General features: G+C 66.2%; 24 protein-coding genes. 6 read left to right on the forward strand and 18 right to left on the reverse strand.

Annotated features, from left to right (window positions below):
* The first annotated feature begins 47 nt into the window (after positions 1-47).
* Complete coding sequence (locus tag O1Q03_RS29845; RefSeq protein WP_269507671.1) at positions 48-1,019, forward strand: type VI immunity family protein; 972 nt, start codon at positions 48-50, stop codon at positions 1,017-1,019.
* Positions 1,020-1,173: 154 nt separating this feature from the next.
* Here O1Q03_RS29845 and O1Q03_RS29850 read toward each other — a convergent pair whose 3' ends face one another.
* The 7 genes from O1Q03_RS29850 to O1Q03_RS29880 all read right to left on the reverse strand — a co-directional run bounded on the left by O1Q03_RS29850 (position 1,174) and on the right by O1Q03_RS29880 (position 6,467).
* Complete coding sequence (locus tag O1Q03_RS29850) at positions 1,174-1,455, reverse strand: hypothetical protein (RefSeq protein WP_269507673.1); 282 nt, start codon at positions 1,453-1,455, stop codon at positions 1,174-1,176.
* Position 1,456: 1 nt separating this feature from the next.
* Positions 1,457-2,389, reverse strand: a complete 933-nt coding sequence (locus tag O1Q03_RS29855; RefSeq protein ID WP_269507675.1) for an electron transfer flavoprotein subunit alpha/FixB family protein — start codon at positions 2,387-2,389, stop codon at positions 1,457-1,459.
* Between the two features lie 16 nt (positions 2,390-2,405).
* On the reverse strand, positions 2,406-3,155 hold the full coding sequence (locus O1Q03_RS29860) for an electron transfer flavoprotein subunit beta/FixA family protein (protein ID WP_269507676.1): 750 nt from the start codon (positions 3,153-3,155) through the stop codon (positions 2,406-2,408).
* A 278-nt stretch (positions 3,156-3,433) separates the two neighbouring features.
* Positions 3,434-4,270, reverse strand: coding sequence for a substrate-binding periplasmic protein (locus O1Q03_RS29865; RefSeq protein WP_269507677.1), 837 nt, complete (start codon positions 4,268-4,270; stop codon positions 3,434-3,436).
* An 80-nt stretch (positions 4,271-4,350) separates the two neighbouring features.
* A complete protein-coding gene (locus O1Q03_RS29870; RefSeq protein ID WP_269507680.1) occupies positions 4,351-5,013 on the reverse strand; it encodes an amino acid ABC transporter permease in 663 nt (220 codons plus the stop codon).
* Positions 5,010-5,651, reverse strand: coding sequence for an amino acid ABC transporter permease (locus O1Q03_RS29875; RefSeq protein ID WP_269507683.1), 642 nt, complete (start codon positions 5,649-5,651; stop codon positions 5,010-5,012). Before O1Q03_RS29875 ends, O1Q03_RS29870 begins: the two co-directional genes overlap by 4 nt.
* Positions 5,652-6,467 carry an amino acid ABC transporter ATP-binding protein gene (locus tag O1Q03_RS29880; RefSeq protein WP_269507685.1) on the reverse strand — a complete coding sequence of 272 codons (816 nt, stop codon included), beginning with the start codon at positions 6,465-6,467 and terminating at the stop codon, positions 5,652-5,654.
* A gap of 126 nt (positions 6,468-6,593) precedes the next feature.
* Here O1Q03_RS29880 and O1Q03_RS29885 point away from each other — a divergent pair, with 126 nt between their 5' ends.
* Entirely contained in the window at positions 6,594-6,740 is a 147-nt protein-coding gene (locus tag O1Q03_RS29885) for a hypothetical protein (protein WP_269507688.1), read from the forward strand.
* Here O1Q03_RS29885 and O1Q03_RS29890 read toward each other — a convergent pair.
* The 4 genes from O1Q03_RS29890 to O1Q03_RS29905 all read right to left on the reverse strand — a co-directional run bounded on the left by O1Q03_RS29890 (position 6,715) and on the right by O1Q03_RS29905 (position 11,918).
* Positions 6,715-7,242 carry a MarR family winged helix-turn-helix transcriptional regulator gene (locus O1Q03_RS29890; protein WP_269507691.1) on the reverse strand — a complete coding sequence of 176 codons (528 nt, stop codon included), beginning with the start codon at positions 7,240-7,242 and terminating at the stop codon, positions 6,715-6,717. The two genes, O1Q03_RS29885 and O1Q03_RS29890, sit on opposite strands and share 26 nt — an antisense overlap.
* Positions 7,243-7,261: 19 nt before the next feature.
* Complete coding sequence (locus tag O1Q03_RS29895) at positions 7,262-8,272, reverse strand: ornithine cyclodeaminase family protein (RefSeq protein WP_269507694.1); 1,011 nt, start codon at positions 8,270-8,272, stop codon at positions 7,262-7,264.
* 98 nt (positions 8,273-8,370) lie between these two features.
* Positions 8,371-9,639: a M24 family metallopeptidase gene (locus O1Q03_RS29900; protein WP_269507697.1), complete on the reverse strand. Its 1,269-nt coding sequence runs from the start codon at positions 9,637-9,639 to the stop codon at positions 8,371-8,373.
* Positions 9,640-9,881: 242 nt separating this feature from the next.
* Complete coding sequence (locus tag O1Q03_RS29905) at positions 9,882-11,918, reverse strand: NADH:flavin oxidoreductase (RefSeq protein WP_269507700.1); 2,037 nt, start codon at positions 11,916-11,918, stop codon at positions 9,882-9,884.
* A 260-nt stretch (positions 11,919-12,178) separates the two neighbouring features.
* Here O1Q03_RS29905 and O1Q03_RS29910 point away from each other — a divergent pair, with 260 nt between their 5' ends.
* A complete protein-coding gene (locus O1Q03_RS29910) occupies positions 12,179-12,808 on the forward strand; it encodes a TetR/AcrR family transcriptional regulator (protein WP_269507702.1) in 630 nt (209 codons plus the stop codon).
* 581 nt (positions 12,809-13,389) lie between these two features.
* A complete protein-coding gene (gfa, locus tag O1Q03_RS29915) occupies positions 13,390-13,965 on the forward strand; it encodes an S-(hydroxymethyl)glutathione synthase (protein WP_269507705.1) in 576 nt (191 codons plus the stop codon).
* A 70-nt stretch (positions 13,966-14,035) separates the two neighbouring features.
* On the opposite strand, the gene O1Q03_RS29920 is transcribed toward gfa, so the two are convergent.
* From O1Q03_RS29920 to O1Q03_RS29950, 7 genes are all read right to left on the reverse strand, one after another.
* Positions 14,036-15,523: a M81 family metallopeptidase gene (locus O1Q03_RS29920; protein WP_269507707.1), complete on the reverse strand. Its 1,488-nt coding sequence runs from the start codon at positions 15,521-15,523 to the stop codon at positions 14,036-14,038.
* Positions 15,520-16,800 (reverse strand): Zn-dependent hydrolase, encoded by a 1,281-nt coding sequence (locus O1Q03_RS29925; protein ID WP_269507710.1) that lies wholly within the window; start codon positions 16,798-16,800, stop codon positions 15,520-15,522. Before O1Q03_RS29925 ends, O1Q03_RS29920 begins: the two co-directional genes overlap by 4 nt.
* Positions 16,801-16,834: 34 nt before the next feature.
* Positions 16,835-17,536, reverse strand: coding sequence for an ABC transporter ATP-binding protein (locus O1Q03_RS29930; RefSeq protein ID WP_269507712.1), 702 nt, complete (start codon positions 17,534-17,536; stop codon positions 16,835-16,837).
* Complete coding sequence (locus O1Q03_RS29935) at positions 17,533-18,300, reverse strand: ABC transporter ATP-binding protein (protein ID WP_269507714.1); 768 nt, start codon at positions 18,298-18,300, stop codon at positions 17,533-17,535. The genes O1Q03_RS29930 and O1Q03_RS29935 overlap by 4 nt, the downstream gene beginning before the upstream one ends.
* A complete protein-coding gene (locus O1Q03_RS29940; protein WP_269507717.1) occupies positions 18,297-19,340 on the reverse strand; it encodes a branched-chain amino acid ABC transporter permease in 1,044 nt (347 codons plus the stop codon). The genes O1Q03_RS29935 and O1Q03_RS29940 overlap by 4 nt, the downstream gene beginning before the upstream one ends.
* Positions 19,337-20,197 carry a branched-chain amino acid ABC transporter permease gene (locus O1Q03_RS29945; protein WP_124897566.1) on the reverse strand — a complete coding sequence of 287 codons (861 nt, stop codon included), beginning with the start codon at positions 20,195-20,197 and terminating at the stop codon, positions 19,337-19,339. The genes O1Q03_RS29940 and O1Q03_RS29945 overlap by 4 nt, the downstream gene beginning before the upstream one ends.
* A 69-nt stretch (positions 20,198-20,266) precedes the next feature.
* The gene (locus O1Q03_RS29950; RefSeq protein ID WP_269507719.1) at positions 20,267-21,475 is read right to left on the reverse strand and encodes an ABC transporter substrate-binding protein; all 1,209 of its coding nucleotides are present in this window, start codon (positions 21,473-21,475) and stop codon (positions 20,267-20,269) included.
* 238 nt (positions 21,476-21,713) lie between these two features.
* On the opposite strand from O1Q03_RS29950, the gene O1Q03_RS29955 reads away from it, so the two are divergent.
* Together O1Q03_RS29955 and O1Q03_RS29960 are read left to right on the forward strand one after the other, a co-directional pair.
* Positions 21,714-22,544, forward strand: a complete 831-nt coding sequence (locus tag O1Q03_RS29955) for a FadR/GntR family transcriptional regulator (RefSeq protein ID WP_269507726.1) — start codon at positions 21,714-21,716, stop codon at positions 22,542-22,544.
* 441 nt (positions 22,545-22,985) lie between these two features.
* Entirely contained in the window at positions 22,986-24,170 is a 1,185-nt protein-coding gene (locus O1Q03_RS29960) for a porin (protein ID WP_269507721.1), read from the forward strand.
* Positions 24,171-24,461 lie beyond the last annotated feature (291 nt).

The raw sequence follows: 24,461 nt of genomic DNA on the forward strand, positions 1-24,461 counted from the left end.
ACGGAACAACTCTATCTGTTCTGGCCGGATGCGCCGGAGACCAAGCAATGACTGATTTTTTTACTGAGTTCGATGCCGAACGCTGGTACTTCACTTTCATGGACGAGGACGACAATACGCTCCCCGTGCAGCAGGTGGGGATCGTCGCCATCTTTCACCTAGTCGATGCCTATCTGCCGATACGCCGCAAAGGCATTGCGGAGGCGTTCTCTCTATACCATGAGCTCTATGGCGATAAGCTGAAAGGGGGGTATAGAGAAGATAAGCGCATGATCGTTCGCCCCTTCTCGAAGATGGGTTTCGATGCTTACCGCGACTACATTGTCGCCACCAGTCCAATGGATGTCGTCGAGTTCAAATGTATGTCTAGGCTGAGCTTGGGGCACGTAAGTGACTATGCATTCAGCGTCTTCTCGCCTGCTGGTTGGTTTGAGAGAGTTCACAAGACATTCACTACTGTCCGCTTTTATCTACCTGTAGAAGAGATTCGAGGGGAAGGAAAAGCTCGGTTCGAGAGCTTCTTGCTTAAGTGTTGCGCGCTACTACGTCCACTTCATGGCGCGGCAGGTTTAGGGATTCAGGAATGCCATGATTGGGAGGATTACCAGACCATCGAATACGAGACCGCCTGGGCGTACAGAGGGGTTGATCTATGCCCGCCAACGGGAAATGAAGAATGGCGCGAAGGCTACTCCAATCTCAACTGGTACACCTTCCTGGCGCATCACTGGATTGCCACACTGGGCACGCCCGAAGAACTGCAAGCCAAGTTGAACGATGATCGTATTGCCCTGCTTCCCTACGAGTGGGGCACCGCCATCCGCGCTGGCGATTGGCCCGCGCTGGGCAAAGCCCAGACAGACCCGCGTCCCGAACTGTACGTGAAAGTCAACAATGCCATCCGTTCGCTGCGCGTGCAGGACATCGGCTCGTTGCACTACGGCTCCATCGCGGACGAAGTCCGCTTCAATCCGCTGACAAGCAACCTGTGGCTGCGTCGTTTCGATACGCCTGAGTAAGTCAGGGCAGTTATCGATGCCTCTGGCAAGGTCGGCGCCGGACCAATTCCGGCAATTGCATCAACCCAAAACCGCCGAAATCGCTAATTTACGAATGGTGTACTCGATGGGGTAAGGTAACCGGCACGGTGCGACGGGTTTCGCTATTGGCGTATCACCCGGCCGCGACGTGCCCCTCCCTTCTCTCCACCGCCTCCTTGGCGGCGCGAATCGCGCTGTCGAAGCTCGGCTCGGTTGCGACGTGCCGGTTGTCGACGCTGACGAACCATCGGTCTGTCGCGTGACACCAACGAACCCGGCGATCGTCCATCAACGAAGAAAACCAGCGCCAGACGGCAGCGTCGTCGGAATTGGCCACGATTGCTGCCTGGCTGCGCACGTCCCGCAAATCGCCCGAAGCGCTCGCGAGTCGGGGAGACCGGTAGCGGGCAGCCATGCTACAGCGCGGCCACGATTCCGGGCAGTTCGACGAACAGATCGCCGACGAGGCCGTAATCAGCCACGCTGAAGATCGGTGCTTCCGGATCCTTGTTGATCGCGACGATCACCTTCGAATCCTTCATGCCGGCCAAGTGCTGAATTGCGCCCGAGATGCCGACTGCGATGTACAGCTGCGGTGCGACGATCTTGCCGGTCTGGCCAACCTGATAGTCGTTCGGGACGTAGCCTGCATCGACTGCCGCGCGTGAAGCACCGAGTGATGCCTGAAGCTTGTCCGCCAGCGGTTCCAGCACCTTCGTGTAGTTTTCGCCGCTGCCGAGACCCCGTCCGCCCGACACGATGATCTTTGCGCTGGTGAGCTCGGGACGGTCCAGCTTCGTCACCTCGCGGCTTACGAACTGCGACTTGCCTGCGTCTGCAGCGGCTTCAATCTTCTCGACCGACGCGCTGCCGCCTTCCGCTGCAACCGGATCAAAGCCCGTTGCGCGCACCGTGATCACCTTGATCGGGTCGCTCGACTGGACCGTCGCGATCGCGTTGCCCGCGTAGATCGGACGCTCGAACGTATCAGCCGAATCCACGGCCGTGATGTCCGAGATCTGCGCAACGTCCAGCTTCGCGGCGATACGCGGCGCGATGTTCTTGCCGTACGCGGTTGCCGGCACGCAGATGTGCGAGTAGTCCTTCGCGATGTTCAGCGCGGTCGCTTCGATGTTCTCTGCAAGACCGCTCGCGAGCTGCGGTGCATCGGCCAGCAGGACCTTGCCGACACCTGAAATCTTCGCTGCCGCATCGGCCGCGGCTTGCGCGTTGTGGCCTGCGACCAGCACATGGATGTCACCGCCGATCTTCGCCGCCGCTGCCACCGTGTTCAGCGTCGCGGCCTTGATCGACGCGTTGTCGTGTTCTGCAATCACCAGAATCGTCATTTCTTTGCGCTCCCTCTCACAGCACCTTGGCTTCGGTCTTCAGCTTCTCAACCAGCGTCTTCACGTCCGGCACCTTCACGCCGGCTGCGCGCTTCGGCGGCTCGACCACCTTCAGCGTCTTCAGACGCGGCGCGACGTCCACGCCCAGGTCTTCCGGCTTCACCGTTTCCAGCGGCTTCTTCTTCGCCTTCATGATGTTCGGCAGCGTCACGTAGCGCGGCTCGTTCAGGCGCAGGTCGGTGGTCACGACTGCGGGCAGCGTCAGCGACAGCGTTTCCGCGCCACCATCGACTTCCCGTGCAACCGTCACGCGGCCATCGACGACCGTCACCTTCGACGCGAACGTCGCTTGCGGGAGACCTGCCAGCGCAGCCAGCATCTGGCCCGTCTGGTTCGAATCGTCGTCGATTGCCTGCTTGCCGAGGATCACCAGCTGCGGCTGTTCCTTGTCGACCAGCGCCTTCAGGATCTTCGCGACGGCCAGCGGCTCGACGCTGTCGTTCGACTCGACGAGGATCGCGCGATCCGCACCGATCGCCAGCGCCGTGCGCAGCGTTTCCTGCGCTTGCGCGACGCCCACCGACACGGCGATCACATCAGTCGCAACGCCCGCTTCCTTCAACCGCACCGCTTCTTCAACTGCGATTTCATCGAACGGGTTCATCGACATCTTCACGTTCGCGATGTCGACGCCCGTGTTGTCCGACTTCACGCGGACCTTCACGTTGTAATCGACCACTCTCTTGACTGGAACCAGAATCCTCATCGCATATCCGCCGGAAATGAAGGGGCTGGCACTCGCCGCCTGCCCCATAAGGTTTAAAACAGGTGATACATCCCGATCCGCAATGCGATCGGATGATCGTTGCTCGGCGCATCACCGACCCCACCATCGAAGATCGCAGCCTGCATGCCACACCGCCTGCCGCCGTGGATCCGGCCGCCACCGACCGTAGCTAGACGCAGCCACCAATCCTAGCCGCAGCAGACAGCGCTACGAGCCCGATCAGCAGACCCGCATGCGGCCGGCTCAGCCGACTATCGTCACTGAATGATCCGCGGCGCACCGACATCCGCGGCCGATGCCGACAGCCCGTAGGTCTTGAGAATCCTTGCGATCTCCCCCGACTGGCGCATCGCGTCGATATTGGCGCCGAGCGCCGTGCCGAGCGCGGCATTCGTCTTCGTGAACAGCAGCGCCGTCTGCCCCGGTTCGAGCGACGCGGGCACGCGTGGATCGGGCTTCACGAGCATGATCTTCATCGACGCATAGCCGCCCTTCGCCTGGTTGTATTTCGACACCGCATAGCTGTCGGTGCCGACGTCGATCCGGCCCGCGGCCAGATCCTGCGCCATCGCGACCGGGTTCGGATAGACGACCAGCGAACTGCCGAGCAGCTTCTGCAGATCGCCGGTCCACAGATAGCCCTGCACGGTGCCGACGCGCTTGCCGACGATGCTCGCGACGGTGTCGACGCCCTGCTTCGAGATCACCGCCATCTGGTCGAGATACATCGGATCGCTCAGGCCGAGCACCTTCGCGCGATCGGCCGTGCGATACCAGTCGCCGAGGCCGATGTCGGCGCGACGCGACACGACGGACTGCACGACAGCGGCCGGATCGATGACGGACACCGAAATCTTCAGGCATTCGCGCGCGGCGATCTGCTTGACGATCTCGCCGTCGACGCCCTTGATGTCGCTTGTGCCGGCCGGAATCGAATACGGCGGGAAATCCCACACGGCGACCGACAGCGTGCCGGGGCGGATCGTCTCGAACTGGTGCGCGGGCTTGCACGATTGCGCGTGGACGGCAGCGCCGAAGCCCGTGAGACACAGGCCGGCGAGCGCGAACGAAAGGCGACGCTTGGTTGATGTCATGAGAATGTCCCCGAAAGAGCGTGGCAGTTGAAAAACGGAAACCGGCAAACGAACGGAACGGCTCGGACTACATCGTCGACTCAGCGTGCCGCATGCCGCCCCAGACGGCGCTCGAGCGCGGAGACGGCGAACGTCGCCGGCACGCAGATCAGCGCGAACATCAGGCCGGCGAGCAGCAGCACGGGCATGTATTCGAACGTCGACGAGCCGATGCTCGAGGCGCGGCTGACGAGTTCGGGCAGCGCGATCGTGAAGCACAGCGACGTGGCCTGCAGCATCATGATCGAGAAGCCGAGCAACGCCGGCAGCGCGACGCGCAGGCCCTGCGGCACGATCACGAAGCGCAGCGCGTCGACCGCATTGAGCCCGATCACCGCGGCCGCCTCCTTCTGCCCGTGCGGCACCGCATCGAAGCCGGCACGAATGATCTCGCTCGTATAGGCGCCGGTGCAGCACGCGAGCGCCACCACGGCGGACAGGAACGACGACAGCGTGAGCCCCGCGTTCGGCAACCCGAAGTAGAAGAACTGCAGCAGGATCAGCGCCGGCGCGCCGCGTCCGATCTCGACGAACACGATGGCGGCGACGCGGATCGCCTTCGGCTTCATCGACACGCACAGCGCAAGCACGAGGCCGAGTGGAATGCCGATCGCGAGGCTCAGCGCGGTGACTTCGAGCGACAGACGGTAGCCGCCGAGCAGGTCGGGCAGCCAGGATTGCCAGAGATCGATCATGGAGCTCATCGCGACACCCGCGAACGAAGGTGAAGATCGGCCCAGCGCGACAGCCATGCGACCGGGATGCTGAGGGCGATATACAGCAGCGCGGCGGCCGCGTAGACGCCCAGCCCGCGAAACGTCTGCTGCGACACGTGGTACGCCTGGAACGCCAGTTCGTTCACGCCGATCGTCGACGCGACCGCGGAGTCCTTCAACAGGCCGATCAGGTAAGTCGCCGCGGTGGGCAGCGCGATGCGCACCATCTGCGGGAAAATCACGTCGCGAAACTGCTGCGCGCGCGTGAGATTCAGCACTTTCGCCGCTTCGTACTGCCCGGGGTGAATCGCCGTCAGTGCACCGCGATAGACCTCGGACAGATTGGCCGCGGTCACGAGGCCGAGGCCGAGCGCGGCCGCGGTGAACGGGTTGAGCGGCAGCAGGTCGTTGCCGATCCCGAAGAACACGAAGAACAGCCACACGATCGGCGGCACCGACCGGCAACCGACGACGAACGCCGTCGCGAGCGCGCGCACGACCGGGTTCCGGGCGCTGCGCAGCGCGCAAAGCGGCATGCCCAGCACCGCGCCGATCGCAAAGACCGTCAGCGTCAGCGCGATCGTCCACGGCACGCCGGCGAGAATGGCGGAAAGATGGTCGATCATTCAGCGATCCCTCACGGCGTTCAGGAATTTCGCCGCGCGCTCGGTGCTCGGGTGGCGCATCACGGCCTCGCTCGGCCCCGCTTCGAGAATCCGGCCGTCGGCCATGATGATCACGCGGTCCGACACGCTCTCCGCGAAATGCATCTCGTGCGTGACGACGATCATCGTCATCCCGGATTGCGCGAGCTCGTTCATCACCGCAAGCACTTCGAGGCCGAGCTCCGGATCGAGCGCGGACGTCGGCTCGTCGAACAGCATGATCTCCGGTTCGAGCGCGAGCGCCCGCGCAATCGCGATGCGCTGCTGCTGGCCGCCGGAACAGCGCACCGGATACTGGTCGGCCTTGTTCGCGAGACCGACCCGTTCGAGCAGTTCCATCGAGCGCCGATCGGCGTCCGCGCGGTTGCGGCCCATCGTGCGCTCCTGCGCGAGGCTGACGTTGCGCAGCACGCTCAGGTGCGGGAACAGATTGAACGACTGGAACACCATGCCGATCCGGCGCCGCAGCGTCACGAGCTCGCGGCGCGGCGGCGTGTGGTTCGCGTCGATCGTCACGTCGCCGATCGTCACGCGGCCTTCGGTCGGCGGTTCCAGCTGGTTGATGCATCGAAGCAGCGTGCTCTTGCCGGATCCGCTCGGACCGATGATCGCGATCACCTCGCCCGCGTTCATCGAGAAGCTGACGTCCTGCAGCACGCGATGCGCGCCGAAGGTCTTCCCGACGCCTTCGACGCACAGGATCGGCTGCATGCCGGGACGGCCGGCCTGCGTCGCGCCGGGTTCGGCTTGCAGGGGAGGTGCGACAATGCTGTTCATGGAAGCTTCTCCGTCTATGGCTTTCAACGCGGCTCTCCGGATCGATCGACCATCGTCGCGCCGGAACCCGGCACGCTTTCGATTCGGGGTACGCCCTTAATTTATTCAGTACAACGACATGAAACGATGAACGATATTGAATGCGTCCAATATTCGCGCCTCAAGCGATCGTTTTTCATCATGTCTTGCGCGACACGCATCAACTCGATCGCCAGCCCGCGTGCGGGCTACGGCGGCGTGATCGCGCTCACCATCCGCGACGCGCGCTCATGAGCTTGTTCAGGATCCGATCGAGCATCGCGCGATCGGCCGCGTCGAGTGCGCTCAGCATCAGCGTCTGCCGGTCGAGCGCGACGGGTAGCACGCGTTCGTACAGCCGGCGGCCGCTTTCGTTCAGCGCGAGGCGAATCTCGCGCCGGTCGTCCGCGTTCGTCTTGCGGCGAATCATCCGGCGCTCCGCGAGCCGGTTCACCGCGCGGCTGATGCTGTTCTTCGGGCGCCCCGTCACTTCGCAGATCTGCTTCGCCGTCATCGCGCTGACGGTCGACAGGCAGGCCAGCACGTTGAATTCGTCGCGGCTGACGTCGAACGTCTGGATCATCTCGGCGAACACCGGTTCGGTGTAGCAGTTCGACCATAGCGTGAGCCGCCATGCATCGTTCAGCGGCCCGTTCGTGACGATCGCGTCGAACACCGCGTCGCTGCCCGCCGTGTCGTCGTACGCTTCGTGATCGTCGTGGTCGCGAGGTTCGGGCTCGAGATCGGATTCTTTCATCGCAGACAACTCCATCGGGTCATTGATCGGACGGCATGCGTCCGTCATCCGGCGTCGCGCACCGGCGGCTCAGCCAGTCGGCGAACATCAGGTCGAGATGACCACCGCCGCCGTTCTTGAACAGCGTGATGTCCGCATCGTGCCGGCGCCCCGCCGCGCGGCCGCCGCACAGGTCGAACAGGTCACCCTCGATGTCGGTCGCATCGATTACGCCCGCATCGAGCGGCTGGCGAATGTCGCCGCAGTGCTCGGTCACGAGCGCGCGATGATCGACGTGGATGCGCGAGCGCAGCAGCGCCGCGTCGTTCGCTTCGCGCATCGACGGCATGTAGCCGCCGACCAGATCCACGTGGCAGCCGTCGCGCAGCCATGCGCCGTCGAGCACCGGCGACGTCGACGACGTCACGCACACGACGAGGTCGGCCTCGCGGACGCTGCGCTCGAGATGCTCGACGGCACGCACGTCCGCGCCGGGCGCGTCGCCGGCCGCGTGGTCGGCCAGCCGCGCCGCACGCTCGTACGTGCGGTTCCATACGTCGATCCGGCGCAGCGTCGGAAATTCGGCCGCCATCACGCGCAGGTGCGTTTGCGCCTGCGCGCCCGCGCCGATGATCGTCAGCGTCTGCGGCGCGCGCCGCGCGAGCAGACGTGCGCCGAGTGCGGAGTCGGCCGCCGTCTTGTAACGGCTGAACGCGTTGCCGACGATGATCGAACGGAACCGGCCGTCCTCGGGATCGCTCAGCAGCACGGCCGCATGCCACGTATCGGCCGAATCGTTCGTGCGCCGTCCGTTGTCGGGCGAGATCGACACGACCTTCGTGCCGGTCGCGCCGTCGGGCGCGCCGCCGAGCCAGATCAGCATCTCGCCGTTCTCGCGCGCATCGCGCGGCACGCTCGCATGCAGGCGCGCAAGCGGCGCATACGCCTGCCGGTGCGCGGCCTCCAGCGCATCGACCATCTGCGTGGGCGGCATGCGGCTCAATACGGCATCGGCGGAAATCAGTTGCGGCAACGGACTGGATGCGGTCATCGGAAACGGGTTTGCCCTGTCAAAACGTGTGACGTCGAAACCGGCCGCGGACGACGCAGGCCGGGCGCATGGCCGGAACCTGGCCGGCCTCGTTTTGCTCACGCATCGCGGTCCGCGATCAGCGGTACGGCCGACAGCGGAATCGCACCGGTCGACGTGATCAGCACCTGTTCCTCGAGCTTCACGCCTTCGGCGCCGCCCTGCACGCCGATGTAGCTCTCGACCGACACGACCATGTTTTCCTCGAACGTACCGTCGTACCCCCACGCGTCGAAATCGACCGCATACGCGACGCTCGGGTATTCGTCGACCAGGCCGACGCCGTGCAGCATCATCATGTAGCGGTTATGAACGTAGCGCTCCGGCACGGGCCAGCAGCGCTCGGCGAACTCGCGGAACGTGACGCCCGCACGCAGCAGCCCGACGTTGTGCAGGATCTGGTCTTCCGCATAGCCGAGCAGATCGCGCTGGTGCGCGGACACACCGCGGCCCGGACACACGAAACTGCGCGAGATGTCGGACAGGTAGCCGCCGGGGCCGACCATGTCGGTGTCGAAGCACACCATGTCGCCCGGCTCGATCACGCGGTTCGACGCATCGCGGAACCACGGATTGGTGCGCGGCCCCGACGACAGCAGCCGGCTTTCCGCCCATTCGCCGCCGTGCGCGATGTTCGTCTCGTGAAAGACGCTCCACAACTGGTTCTCGGTGATGCCCGGACGCAGCGCCTCGCGCATGCGCGCGACGCCGAGATCGCACACGCCCATCGACACGCGATGCTGCGCGATTTCCTCCGGGCCTTTCACGACGCGCGCCTGCTCGGTCAGCGGTTGCGCGTCGAACAGCGCGACGCCGAGCCGCGTCAGCCGTTCGGCACCCCACGGGTCGCAGCGATCGACGGCGAGCCGCAGGTTGCCGCCGCCGTGCGCATGCAGCAGATCGGCGATCTCGTGCGCCCACGCATCGGCCTTCTCCTCGACGCGCGGCCCGGCCAGGAAATAGATCCACGGCGTGGCGGGCCGGATCTCGTCGATCGATTCGATATGTTCGCTGTTGTGCTGGCTGCTCGCGAAATCGAACAGCACGAGCGGGCCGTCGGTCGCGATGAACACGTAGCGGCTCGGCGAATGCATGACCCACAGGCCGAGATTGTTCGTGTCCGTCGCATAGCGGATGTTCAGCGGGTCGGCGAGCAGCATCCCCGCGTAATCGTGCTTGCGCAATTGTTCCCGCAGCCGTTCGACACGGTACGCGCGCAGCGCGCGGCGATCGATCGCGTCGAACGCGTCGAGCAGCGCGCGATCGACCGGCGCGACACGGTGGCCCTGCACCAGCACGTCATCGCGGTACGCGGGAGCGTCACGCATACCTGGCATCGGCGAAACGGCGCGGGGAAATTGCGGGGCAGTATTCACGATCACGACGGCTCCTTTCTGACTGCAGTGTGAGCGCCCGGAATCGAGCGCGGATCCGACGCATTGCCTGTGTCGACGCAGATTAGTCCCGCGTGGAACCAACTGTCAATGCGCTAAAAATGTGTTTACCCTTGCTTCGCGAAAGGCCCATGAAAGGGCCGCCCGGGGCCGGCGACGCGCGCCGGCCCGTCGCTTCACAGGTCCTTGACGAGCCGCAGCGCGTCGTAGATCGCCGCATGCGTGTTGCGCGCGGACACCGCGTCGCCGATCCGGAACAGCTGGAAGCGTCCTGCCGGGTTGCGGTTCTCGACCTGCGGCTTGCCGTCGATCAGGTCGTCGTAGTTGACCGCGCCGAGGTTCGTCGACTGCGGTTTCAGCGCGAAGTACAGCTCGTCCATCGGGATCGTGCCGTGATTGACGACGATCTGGTCGTAGCGGCGCTCGTGGTGGATCCCGCCGTAATCGCTGCCGACGATCGCGACCAGTTCGTCGCCTTCGCGCCGCACGGCCTCGAGCCGGTACGTGACCGTAAACTTCGTGTCGAGCTGCTGCAGCGAGCGCATGTACGGCACGAGATTCATGCTCATCACTTCAGGCGAGAACGCGCGGTCGGGCGTCATGATCTCGACCGCACCGCCCGCGTGCGCGATGGTTTCCGCCGCCTGCAGCGCCGGATGATCGCCCGCGTCGTCGTAGATCAGCACGTTGCGGCCCGGCTTCACGTCGCCGGAAATGATGTCCCATGCGGACACCACGTGCTCGCCGCCCGAGCTCAGCACGTCGACGTCCGGCATGCCGCCCGTCGCGACGATCACGACGTCGGGCCGCTCGTCGAGCACGGTCGACGCGTCCGCCCACGTGTTGAACGCGAAGCGCACGCCGAGCCGCTCGCATTGGGCCATCCGCCAGTCGATGATGCCGAGCATTTCCTTGCGACGCGGCGTTTGCGCCGTCAGGCGCACTTGCCCGCCCGGATGGCCGGTCGCCTCGAATACGACCACGTCGTGCCCGCGCTCGCCGGCCACGCGCGCCGCTTCGAGCCCGGCCGGACCGGCGCCGACGATGACGACCTTGCGCTTCGCCGGCGCGGGCGGGATCACGTGCGGCATCGTCGTCTCGCGGCCGGTGGCCGCGTTGTGGATGCAGAACGCGGCGCCGCCCTGGTAGATCCGGTCGAGGCAGTAATTCGCGCCGACGCACGGACGAATGTCGTCCTCGCGGCGCTCGATGATCTTGCGCACGATGTGCGGATCGGTCATGTGCGCGCGCGTCATGCCGATCATGTCGACCTTGCCCGAGGCGATCGCGTGGCGCGCGGTCGGCACGTCCTGGATCCGCGCCGCGTGGAAGGTCGGAAACTCAGTGATGCCGCGCATCTCGCCCGCGAAATCGAGGTGCGGCGCGCTCTTCATGCCCATGATCGGGATAATGTCCGTCAGCCCCGCGTCGGTCTCGAGATGCCCGCGAATCACGTTCAGGAAGTCGATCAGGCCGCTCGATTTCATCGCGAGCGACAACTGGATCCCCTCTTCCTTCGTCAGCCCGCCCGCGATCATTTCGTCGGCGGTATAGCGGACCCCGACGACGAACTCGTCGCCGACGCGCTTGCGGATCGCCCGCAGCACGTCGAACGTGAAGCGCATCCGGTTCTCGAGCGGGCCGCCGTACGGCGCGTCGAGCGTATTCGTCAGCGGCGACCAGAACTGGTCCATCAGGTGTCCGTAAGCTTCCAGCTCGATCCCGTCGAGACCGGCCGCCTTCATCCGCTCCGCCGCGTCCGCATAGTCGCGCACGATGCGCTCGATATCCCAGTCCTCCATCTTCTTCGGAAACGCGCGGTGCGCCGGCTCACGCGCGTGCGACGGCGACACCGCCGGCAGCCAGTCGCCTTTGTCCCAGCGCGTGCGGCGGCCGAGATGCGTGAGCTGGATCATCACCTTCGCGCCGTGCTCGTGACACGCGTCGACGAGATCCTTCATCCACGGCACCACTTCGTCGCGGTACGCGAGGATGTTGTTGAACACCGGCGGGCTGTCCTTCGAGATCGCCGCGGAGCCGGCCGTCATCGTCAGCGCGATGCCCGCCTTCGCGCGCTCGACGTGGTACGCGCGGTAGCGCGCCTTCGGCATCCCGTCCTCCGCATAAGCCGGCTCGTGCGACGTCGTCATGATGCGATTGCGAAACGTCAGATGTTTGAGGGTGTACGGCTGCAGCAGCGGATCGTTCGACATGGAGTGCCTCGTGGAAGGAACGGGAGCGTGGTTCGTGACTGCCTGACATGAACATCGATTGCGACTCAGGTTAGAATCGCTGTACACATGTGTCAAGTTTACAAAACATAGATGCACAGTGAGTTCGGGAAACTCCTTACGACGGGGTGTTGCAGGGGTTTTGAACGGACGGGTGCGTCGCCGCGGCGGTGCGCTGCGGCACAATGCGGGTCGCGATGTGCGCACCCGATCGACGACTGGAACGAAAGGACGTTTGCCCGATGGAAGAACCGATTGCAGCCGAGAACATTCGCGGATCGGCAGACGCGTGGCTGGACGCCGCGACGGAAAGCCTGCTCGAAAGCGGCGTCGAGTCGGTGCGGATCCTGCCGCTCGCGAAGAAGCTGAATCTGTCGCGCACGAGCTTCTACTGGTTCTTCAAGGACCGCGAGGAGCTGCTCGCCGCCCTGTTCGCACGCTGGAAGGAGAAAAACACCGCCAACTGGGTCGCGCGCACGCAAGCGTATGCGGACTCGATCTCCGAGGCGGTGCTGAACGTTTTCGATTGCTGGTTCGACGACACGATCTTCGACAACCGCTACGAGGCCGCGATCCGCAGTTGGGGGCAGCAGGCGCCCGAGATCGCGGCCGAGCTGGCCGACGCCGACACGACGCGGATCGCCGCACTGACCGCGATGTTCGAGCGCTTCGACTACGCGCCGGTCGCCGCGCAGGTGCGTGCGCGCACGATGTATCTGACCCAGCTCGGCTACGTGTCGATGAAGATGACGGAGCCGATGCACGAGCGCATGGCGCGCATCGCCACCTACGCGGAAGTCTTCACCGGCAAGCAGCCGACCGACCGCGAGATGCGGCGGTTCTTCGCACGCCGCACGCCGGCGGCCGTCTAGCGAAACGGGCAGCGCCGCGCTGGCCCGACTTCCCGGCGGCGCATTCGCCTCCGTCTTCGCTGCAATCCGGCCTGACCGGCCGGGCTCGCGACCTTCTTCAGCGGAATTGAAACCTGCGCGACGCGCTACGGCCGGTCGCCGGCCGCGGTCGACCTGTGCGGGCTTCGCTCGCGCCGAACACATTCATGTCGGTCTGCCGCGACCCGACCATCGTCGGCATCCGGGAATCGCCGGGTATACTCCCCTCCAGTATCCACATATACTCCCCCCCAGTTTATGAAGACGTGCGAGATCCGGCATGCCCCCCCCGGAGAAGATCACCGCGCTTTGGCGCGCGCAGGTCGATAATCGAAGCGCGACGCGTGCGCTTCGGTTCTCCCTCTCCGACGCCGATTCGGTACGACATTTGATGACGTCGAAAGCGGCCCGCCGCCGCGGGATGGCGCAGGCAGGAACCCGCCTCAACCGTCCGTGAAATACGAAGCCGCTCTCCCGCTTCATCGAAACATGCGATCCGCTGCACGAAGGGAATCCGATCCGAACCGTCGTTCACTACTGAAGCACAGAAAAGGAGCATGACCATGTCCGTCGCCATCCATCCCACTGTCGATCGCGGTATTCAGAAAGGGGCCGATTCGTTCGCGGGCGGTACGCTGCGCTGCCTGTGCGCGCAGGATCCGGTCGAGGTTCGCGTCGACGCCCAGGTCGCGTTCAATCACGCGTGCGGCTGCACGAAGTGCTGGAAGCCGGCCGGTGCGCTGTTCTCCGTCGTCGGCGTGGTGCCGCGCGACAAGGTCACCGTGACCGCGCACGAAGAAAAACTGCGCGTCGTCGACGACCAGGCGCTGATCCAGCGCCACGCATGCTCCGCATGCGGCGCCCATCTGTTCGGGCGGATCGAGAATTCCGCGCATGCGTTTTACGGGCTGGATTTCATCCATACCGAGCTGTCGCCGGATGCCGGCTGGGACGGCCCCGGTTTCGCCGCCTTCGTGTCGTCGATCATCGAGAGCGGCACGCCGCCGTCATTGATGGCGGACGTGCGCGCTACGCTGCGCGGCAAGGGCCTCGAGCCCTACGATTGCCTGAACCCGCCGTTGATGGATGCGCTGGCCACGCAGACGGCGAAGGCCAAAGGCACGTACCGGGAAGCCTGAGTTCATCGACTCCGTCGATGCGCGGCGGTATCCCGCCGCGCACGGCATCACCTCCCCCTTCACCGCCCGTTCACCGCGCCTGCCACTGCACACCGGCATCGAGCGGAAACACCGGTCTCGCGAGGCGCGCATAGTCGAACTGCCCGAAATCGGAGCCCGTCACGCCGCGGCTGTCGCATTCGACCAGTGCGGCCGCGATCGGCACGAACACCGGCCGGCAATACATCCTCGACTTCAGCAACAGGAACCGCGCGCGGCGCGGATCGACGCCGACGCTCTCGAACACGCCGAGATCCCACGGCTCCTGCGTGCGCTCGGTGACGACCAGCGTCGCCACCCCGATATCGAGCACGGCCGCACGCCCCATGTACGCGCGCTGGCCGGTATAGGTGGGCCCGGTGATCACGTATTCGCCGTCGGTGATCGCACGCACGATGCCCGTCGCGCGAAACGGCTCGCGACGAACGCCGCCGTGCGACGGCATCCGGTTGCCGACCGGCACCGTGACGGTCGCGCCCACGCCCGCGTCGATCAGCGCCGCGACCGCTTCCGGGTCGCACAACGGCCCACTGACAATACCGTCGAGCCCCTGCGCAAGCGCGGCCTCGAGCAGATCCATCGTGTCGCACGGGCCGCCCGACATGCAGTTGTCGCCGTGATCGAGCATCAGCACCGGACGATCGGCGCCACGCGCGAGCGCCGCGGCCTCGGCAACCGATTCCGCTAGTGGCGCGCTGCGATACACGAATTCGTCGCGTGCGTCCCAGATCTGCCGGGCGATGCGTTCGGCGACCGCGTCGGCCGCCACGCGATCGCCGTTGGCGACCACGACGACGCTGATGCAGGGCGCCGGAATATCCGCGAGCGAGAAGCCGGGCAGCACCGACACCGCGAGCATCCCGTCGGCCTCGGCCGCGCGCGCGGCCTCCACCGCGCGCCGCATCGCGCCTTCGGCGCTCGCGCTGCGCAGCGTCGACGTCATCAGCGGCGGCTGCCGCCACGCGAGCACGGGCCGCGCGCGGCCGTGCAGCCGGTCGAGCAGCACGCGCGCCGCATGCTCGCCCGTCTCGTACATATCGACGTGCGGATAGGTCTTGAAGCTGACGATCACGTCCGCGTTGTCGATCATCTTCTGCGTGACGTTCGCGTGCAGATCGAGCGCGACCGCGATCGGCGCATCCGGCAGCGCGGCGCGCACCCGCGCGAGCAAGTCGCCCTCGCCGTCCGCGCTCTGCTCGGCGACCATCGCGCCGTGCAGGTCGAGCATCACCGCATCGCAACCGGGCGCGGCCGCGACGATCGCATCGCAGATTGCCGCATACGCGTCGGCCTCGACGGGCCCGCTCGGGTTCGCCGCCGCCGATACGGGCGTCACGACGTCGGCGCCCTCGCGCGCGGCCGCATCGAGGAACGCGGCCATCGCGGTGCGCATGCCGTGGTTCGCGCGATACGCGTCGTCGCCCCAGTCGGGGCCGTTGCGGCCGAACGCGGCGAGCGGCGTCGGCACCGGCGAGAACGTGTTGGTCTCGTGGTTCATCCGGGCGATCAGGATCTTCATCGCGCGCTCCCTTCCGCGATGCCGGCCGCACCGAGCATCGCCTGCAGCAGCACGTTGCAGCCGGCTTCCAGATGCACCGGATCGGCATCCTCGATCTCGTTGTGGCTGATCCCGTCCTTGCACGGCACGAAGATCATCGCGGTCGGCGCCACGCGCGCGAGATACACGGCATCGTGGCCCGCGCCGCTGATCACGTTCATCGACGACAGCCCGAGCGCGCTCGCGCCGGCCCGCACCTGCTCGACCAGCGTCGTGTCGAACGGCTGCGGCGGAAAGTACACGACCTGCTCGACATCGATCCGCATGTCGGCCGACGCGCCCAGGTCGCCACACACCGCGCGCAGTTCCGCATCCATCGCGGTGAGCGTCGCATCGTCGGCCGCGCGCAGGTCGACGGTCAGCGTCACGCGGCCCGGAATCACGTTGCGCGAATTCGGATGCACGTCGACCCAGCCAACCGTGCCGCGACCATGCGGCGGATGCGCACGCGCGATGCCGTTCACCGCACGCACCAGATCGGCCGCGACCAGCAGCGCGTCACGCCGCAGTTCCATCGGCGTCGGGCCCGCGTGCGCCTCCATCCCGTGGACGGTCACGTCGTACCAGCGCTGCCCGAGCGCGCCTTCGACCACGCCGATGGTCGTGTCGTGCGCCTCCAGCACCGGCCCCTGCTCGATATGCGCTTCGAAATACGCGCCGACCGGATGCGCGTCGCGTCCGTCGCCCGCATAGCCGATCGCGGCCAGCGCATCGCGCACCGACACGCCGTCGCGGTCGCATTGCGCGAGCGCATGTTCGAGCGTGAACGCGCCAGCGAACACGCCCGAGCCCATCATCACCGGCACGAAACGCGAGCCTTCCTCGTTGGTCCAGACGGCGACCTCGAGCGGTGCGCGCGTGCGTACGCCCGCATCGTCGAGCGTGCGCAGCACTTCGAGGCCGGCGAGCACGCCGTAGTTGCCGTCGAATTTGCCGCCGGTCGGCTGCGTGTCGATATGACTGCCCGTCGTGACCGGCGGCAGGTCGTCGCGCTCGCCGGCACGCCGCGCGAAGATGTTGCCGATCGCGTCGATCCGCACCGTGCAGCCGATGTCCTTCGCCCATGCGACGAACAGGTCGCGCGCGTCGCGATCGAGTTCGGTGAGCGCGAGGCGGCACACGCCGCCCTTGTCAGTCGCGCCGATGCGCGCGAGACGCATCAGGCTGCCCCACAGCCGCGCGCCGTCGACGCGCAAGCCGGACGCCGCGACGCCCGGTGTCGAATCCTGAACTTGCATCGATGGAAATCCTCGCAATGAAAGGGCCACGCGCTCACGCAACGCCGACGCCCAGATAACGGTCCTTCACCTCGTGATCGGCCACGAACGCCGCGTTGCTGCCTTCGTAGACGATCACGCCCTGTTCGATCACGAAGTGGCGATCCGCGAGCTGCATGCACACTTCGAGGTTCTGCTCGACGAGCAGGATCGCGACGCCGGCCGCCTTGATCTGCTTCAGCTGCGCGACGATCTCCTCGACGATCACCGGCGCCAGCCCTTCGACGGGCTCGTCGAGCATCAGCAGCCGCGGGTGGTTCATCAGCGCGCGGCCGATTGCGAGCATCTGCTGCTCGCCGCCCGACAGCTGCGCGCCGCCGTTGCGGCGCCGCTCCTTCAGGCGCGGGAAGATCCGATAGATGTCGTCGAGCTGCCACGGCGAATCGCGGCGCGCGCCGAGCCGCAGGTTCTCCTCGACCGACAGCAGCCGGAAAATCCCGCGATGCTCGGGCACGAAACACAGCCCGCCCGCGGCGATCCGGTGCGCGGGCTGCCGGGCGAGCGACCGGCCCGCGAACGTCACCGTGCCGCCGGTGGGTGGCACGACACCGGCGATCGTCTTGAGCGTCGTCGACTTGCCCGCGCCGTTGCGCCCCAGCAGCGTCACCGTCTCGCCTTCGTTCACGTTCAGCGAAATGCCCTGCAGCACGTGGCTCTTGCCGTAGCACGCATGAACCGCCTTCACGTCGAGCATCATGCGCGGCCTCCGGTGATCATGTTGCCGAGATACGCGCTGCGCACGCGCTCGTCGCCGCGAATCGCGTCGGGCTTGCCTTCGACGAGCACGCGGCCCTGCTGCATCACCGTGATCGTGTCCGAGATGTCCATCACGATTCCCATGTTGTGTTCGATCAGCACGACCGTGTAGTCGTCGCGCAAGCCGCGGATCAGCATCTTCATGTCGTCGAGATCGTCGATCCCCATGCCCGACGTCGGTTCGTCGAGAAAGATCGCGCGCGGCCGCGCCGCCAGCGCCATCCCGACTTCGAGCCGGCGCTGCTGGCCGTGCGACAGCACGCCGGCCGCGGTGGCGGCGAAGCGCTGCAGGCCGAGCCGCTCGAGCACGTCGTCCACGATGCCGTCGTGCGCGAGCGCGCCGCGCGGCGGCGTCCACGGGTTCAGCGCGCGCCGCGATTCGACGCCCTGCGCGGCGACCCGCAGGTTCTCGCGCACGCTCAGGTTCAGAAACAGGCTCGTCACCTGGAACGAGCGTGCGATGCCGCGCCGCACGCGCTTGTGATCGGGTTCGCGCGACACGTCGTGACCGTCGAACAGGATCGAGCCCGACGTGATGGGCAGCGTGCCCGTCAGCGTATGGAACAGCGTCGTCTTGCCCGCGCCGTTGGGGCCGATCACCGAATGCACGGTGCGCGGCATGATCCGCAGGTCGACGCCGCCCAGCGCCGTGAACTTGCCGTAGCGCTTGACGATGCCGCGCGCTTCGAGAATCGCTTCGCTCATTGCTGCTCCCTGGCCGTAGCCGCCGTGCGCCCGGTGCGTCGCAGCGATGCCACGACGCGTTCGCCGAGCCCCCACAATCCACGCTGCATGAACAGGCTGACCGCGATCAGCAGGAGGCCGAGCAACAGCAGCCAGCGCGGCCACAGCGTCGACAGCCAGTCCGCGAACAGCACGTAGAACGCGGCGCCGAGCACCGATGCGAACAGGTTGCGCGTGCCGCCGATCACCGTCATCACGAGGATCATCTCGCTCGTGTGATAGTCGATGTTCGACAACGGCGCGATGCCCGTCATCAACGCGTGCAGCGCACCGGCCAAGCCCGTGACCGCGCCCGAGATCACGAACGCCGCGAGCTTGAAGCGCTGCACGTCGTAGCCGGCCGCCGCCGCGCGCGCCTCGTTGTCGCGAATCGCGAGCAGCGTGCGGCCGAATACCGAGCGCGACACGCGCAGCAGCAGCCAGAACACCGCGACGAACAGCACCGCGACGAAGCCGTAGTAGCGCCACGGCGAATCGAGCGAGACCCACGCATGCCCGAACGCGGACAATGCCGGGCGCGGGATGTCGAGCAGCCCGTTGTCGCCGCCCGTGACGTCGGGCGTCGTATACGCGAGGAAATAGAACAGCTGTCCGAACGCGAGCGTCAGCATCACGAAATAGGTGCCGCGCTGCCGGATCGAGAACCAGCCGACGAGCGCCGCGGCGACGGCGCCGAGCACGGCGGCCGCGGCGAGGGCGACCGTCACCGATGCGACGCCGCGGGTCAGCACCAGCCCCGCCGCGTAACTGCCGAGCCCGAAAAAGATGCCCTGCCCGAACGACAGCAGGCCCGTGTAGCCGAGCAGCAGGTTGCAGCCGAGCGCGGCAAGCGCGAACACCAGCACTTCGGTCGCGAGCGAACCCGAGCTCAACACCAGCGGCAGCACGCACGCGGCGAGCACCGCGAGCCAGCCTTCCGGGCGTTGCAGCGCGCCGCGCCACAGTTGCGCACGCGGCGCGGCCGCCGCGCCGGGCGACAGCGGTTTCGACGAATCGATCATGCAGCCCTCCCCAGCAAACCGTTCGGACGCAGCAGCAGCACGGCCGCCATTGCGACGTAGATCATCAGCCGCGCGCCTTCCGGCCACAGCGTGCTCATCAGGCTCTGCACGATGCCGACCAGCAGCCCGCCCACGAGCGCCCCGAGAAAATTTCCCATCCCGCCGACCACGACCACGACGAACGCGACGCCCAGCGCCTCGATGCCCATGAACGGATCGACGCCGCGGATCGGTGCGGCGAGCACGCCGGCCAGCGCCGCCGTGGCCGCGCCGAGCGCGAACACGAGGCTGAACACGCGCGTCACGTTGATGCCGAGCAGCGACACCATCTCCGACGACTCGCTGCCTGCACGCACCGTGCTGCCGAGCCGCGTGCCGTCGAGCAACCACCACAGCAGCGCGGCCAGTACCGCCGTGAAGCCGATCACGAACAGCCGGTATTTCGGGTAGATGAAGCCGCCCCACACGACGACGCCGTTCAGCGCGTCGGGCGGCGGCACGTTGTCGCCGAGCGGGCCCCACGCGAGGATCGCGCACTCCTGCAGCACGAGCGCGAGGCCGACCGTCGCCAGGATGTGGAATTCATGCTGTTGCGCGTACACGTGACGCAGCACCAGCTTCTCGACGATCCATGCGAACGCGCCGACGACGAGCGGCACGACCGCGAGCGCGACCCAGAAATTCGCCGACCATTGCAGCGCCTGGTAGCAGAGGTACGCGCCGAGCAGATAGAACGCGCCGTGCGCGAAATTCACGAAGCGCAGCAGGCCGAACACGATCGACAGGCCGACGGCGAGCAGGAAGTACAGCATGCCGACGCCGATGCCGTTGACGATCTGCAGCAGATAGACGTTCATGGCTTCCGTGTCAGAAAGGAAGGAATCGGACGTCCGCGGCGCACGACGCACGCGGACGCGCGCAGGGTGTCACGCGAGCTTGCAGCCGGTCTTGTCGAGCGGCAGGAACGACTGGCCCGAGCTGACGATGTCGGCGTAGTCGTCGGCGCTCTTCATCCGGCTCTTCGGCTTGCCCTTCAGCAGGTAGTAGTTCTTCAGCACCTGGTGGTCGCCCTTGCGGATTTCCTCCGGGCCGGTGAGGCCGTCGTACTTCATGCCTTCCATCGCCGCGATCACCTTCTTCGGATCGGCGCTGCCGGCCTTCACCATCGCGTCGAGCAGGATCTTCGAGCAGATGTACGAACCGGCGAGGCTGTAGTTCGGATTGGCCTTGAACGCGGCGTTGGTGCGCTTCACGAGGTCGCGGTTCAGCGGCGAATCGATCCCGTGCCAGTACTGCGCGCCGAAATACACGCCGTCGCAGATGTCCGGCCCGAGCGCCTCGAACTGCTCGAGGCCGGACGCCCACGCGAGCAGGATCGTGCAGTTGCGCTTCATCCCGAAGCTGACGGCCTGGCGCAGCGTGTCCGACGACTGCGAGCCGAAGTTCAGGATCAGCAGCACGTCCGGCTGCGCGGCCGCCGCGTTCGTCAGGTAGCCGCTGAATTCCTTCTCGGCCAGCGAGTGATAGCTGTTGCCGACATGCTCGATGCCCTTTTCCTTGAAGATCGCTTTCGCCGCCGACAGCAGCCCGTCGCCGAACACGTATTGCGGGGTGATCGTGTACCAGCGCTTCGCTTTCGGCACCATCTGGATCAGCGGGCGCACCGTCTGCTCGATCGCGCCGAAGGTCGGCACCGACCAGCGGAACGTCGCGTCGTTGCAGTCCTTGCCGGTCAGCTCGTCCGCGCCGGCCGTCGTGATGAACACGCCGCCCGCCTTCTGCACCTCCTTGCCCATCGCCAACGATTCGGACGACAAAATACCGCCGGCAAAAAAGCGCGCGCTCTTCTGCTGCGCGATCTCCTGCACGCGCCGCACGGCGGTCGCGGGTTTGCCCTCGGTGTCGAGCGTCGTATAGGCGAGCGGTGCGCCGAGCACCTTGCCGTACTGCTTGACGGCCAACTGCATGCCGAGGTCGGCGTATTTGCCGTTGGCCGCGAACGGGCCGGACATCGGCACCGGACACGCGAGCTGGATCGGGGTGCCCTGGGCGAATGCGGCACGGGACCCGAGGGCGCCGAGCGCGCCCGGTACGGCCGACAGCGCGGCCAGTTTCAACAGTTCTCGGCGATTCAAGTTGACGCTCCTTGGAGGGACAAACACACGCGATACGACGGACTGCCAAACCGTGCCAACGCTCTACGGAAAGCGATGCGTCGTCAGTTCATCCTATTTATCATGATAAATAGGATGAACCTGATGCTAGAGACGATCAAAAACCCTGTCAATCAGGCAAAATTCCCTACCGCCGCGCCCGGGCCAATCGACGACGATGTGAACGGACGCGCGCATGTCAGACAAAGGAGTCTCGAAGATGGTCATGGACCGAGCCAGGACAGGCCTCGCGGTCGAAATCAAGCAGCCCAAGCGCGCGGATCTCGTCGCGGAGGAAATCAAGCGGCTCATTACGGAAAAGGACCTGAAGCCCGGCGACCGCCTGCCGCGCGAAGCCGAGCTGCAGCAGCTGTATGCGGTCAGCAAGAGCACGATCCGCGAGGCGTTGAAGTCGCTGGAAGTACAAGGCCTGATCAAGGTGACGACCGGGCCGACGGGCGGCGGGATGGTGGTCGAGGTCCCGCTCGACCGGACGCTGCAGTTGCTGCAGAACTATCTGTTCTTCAAGGACGTCACGATCGACGACATCTACACTGTGCGCAAGCTGCTCGAACCCGAGCTGGCCGCGGGCGCCGTGCCGCACCTGACCGAGCAGCATTTCGCCGCACTGGAGGCCAACATCGCATGCTGCGACGGCTCGTCGGGCGCGCTCGAACAGGGTCATCTGGTGCGGCAGCGGCAGGAGGACACGACGTTCCACGACATCCTCGCCGCCGCGAACCCGAATCCGTTCCTGCGCTTCAGTTGCGAGCTGATCAACGAGATGATCCGGCAGCTGATCGAGTTCCGGAACGACACGCCGATCGCCGAACACAAGCGTTTCGGCGAGGCGAACGTGGCGATTCACCGCTTGATCCTCAAGGCCGCCCGCGAGCGCGACGTCGAACGCGTGCGCGCGCTGATGGTCGAGCACATGACCGAGGCGCCGAAGCATGTGAAGCGGATGAAGGGAAAGTTGCGCGGGCGGCTGATTCTGGATTCGGAGATCCGCAAGCGCGTGCGCGCCGTGTCGGCCGAGCTCGACGAGTAGCGGGGGCGGTTGCTTGCATGACGGTGGGGGGCAGGCGGCGGGCGCGTGGTTCCACGCCTTCCCCCCGCGACACAGCCTCCGCATATTCCGCGGAATCGATATGCCGGCGCGTCTACCGCATCGCCCCGCTCCCGCCCAGCACCGCGTTGCGTAAAAACATCGGCACCGTATCCCCTCGCACGGGCCCCATCTAACGATTGCATCGATCCATATGACTGCGACGCGACGTTTCGCCCGCTCGGCGTTCGCGGTTCATCCGATGCGTCCGCGTCAGCAGGCAGCGCGGACGCGATGACGACGCACGCGCCGGCCGCGCGGCGGCGCGCATTGCAATTCGATGACGCGACGATTTGCAAACCACGGATCGGCCGTTCGTTGCGCGGCCCGGACTCAATAGCATCGTGATCCTCGCAGACGTACCCATAAAAACAGAGGATATTCATGATCAAGAAATCGGTAGTCCTGGGTTTGGTTTCGATCGGTTCCATCGGCGCGCATGCGCAGAGTTCCGTCACGCTGTACGGCCTCGTCGATGCCGGCTTCGCCTATACGAACAACCAGGGCGGCGCGCACAACATCCAGCAGACGAGCGGCAAGCTGAGCGGCAGCCGCTGGGGCCTGAAAGGCGTCGAGGATCTCGGCGGCGGCCTGCAGGCCGTGTTCACCCTCGAAAGCGGGTTCCGGCCGAGCGACGGCGGGCTCGGCCAGGGCGGCCGCCTGTTCGGCCGCTCCGCGTACGTGGGCCTGAGCAAGACCGGCATCGGCACGCTGACGCTCGGCCGCCAGTACGAGCCGATCACCGATCTCGTCGCGCAGTACTCGGGCTCCGGGTTCTGGTCGCCGGCGACCCATGTCGGCGACAACGACAACCTGAACCAGAGCTTCCGGATCAACAACGCGGTGAAGTTCCGCAGCGCGACGATCGCCGGCTTCACGGCCGACGTGCTGTACGCATTCAGCAATCAGGCGAACGGCGGCGCGGGCACCGGCTTCTCGAACAACAACGCGTGGGGCGTGTCAGCCAACTACGTGAACGGCCCGCTGTCGGCGGGCGCCGGCTACGTGCGGCTGAACAACCCGAGCACGACGTCGAACACCAGCGGCGCGGTGGGCGGCGCGACCTCGACGACCGGCAACGACTACAGCGGCGGGTTCTTCTACGGGCTGAACGGCGGCGTGCGCAAGCAGCAGATCGGCGTCGCGGGCGCCAACTACGCGCTCGGCCGCGCGACGCTCGGCTTCGCGTGGAGCCATACGCAGCTCGACTATCTCGACGGCTCGTCGCGCAAGTTCAACAACTACGACGTCAACGGGCGCTACCAGATCACACCGGCGGCGACGCTGATCGGCGTCTACACGTTCACCGACGGACGCGCGAGCGGCCTGCCGGGCACCGGCGGCCAGACGCTGAAGCCGCGCTGGCACCAGTTCACGCTCGGGTTCGACTATGCGCTGTCCAAGCGCACCGACCTCTATCTGTCCGGCATCTACCAGCTTGCGGCCGGCGATGCGAGCACCGCGACGTCGGGCGGCTATCGCAAGATCGCGGCGATCTCGAACATCGGCACCGCATCGTCGACGAATCGCCAGCTCGCGTTCGTCAGCGGGCTGCGCGTGAAGTTCTGATCGCACGCACGACGTACGCTACGTACACGACGTGCGCAACGTGCGCAGCGGGCGCGGCGCGATAAGCAAAGCGGGAATGCTTGTTTGCCGCGTCGCGCCCGGTTGCCGAGAATGTGCGTTTTTCCGCATGCTGCCGCGCGGCTTCGACCATGACCGATTCCCGCTTTCGCACACCCCGCCCGCAGCGTGCGGGCCGTCGCACGGCGCTGCGCCAGCTCGCCGGCGGCTGGGCCGCCGCGCTGCTGCCGGCCGGTGGCGCAGTCGCGAGCCAGCCGCTCGCGCCGCTCGAAG

It is taken from the genome of Burkholderia sp. IMCC1007, assembly GCF_027257875.1.
In the GTDB taxonomy this organism is placed as follows: domain Bacteria; phylum Pseudomonadota; class Gammaproteobacteria; order Burkholderiales; family Burkholderiaceae; genus Burkholderia.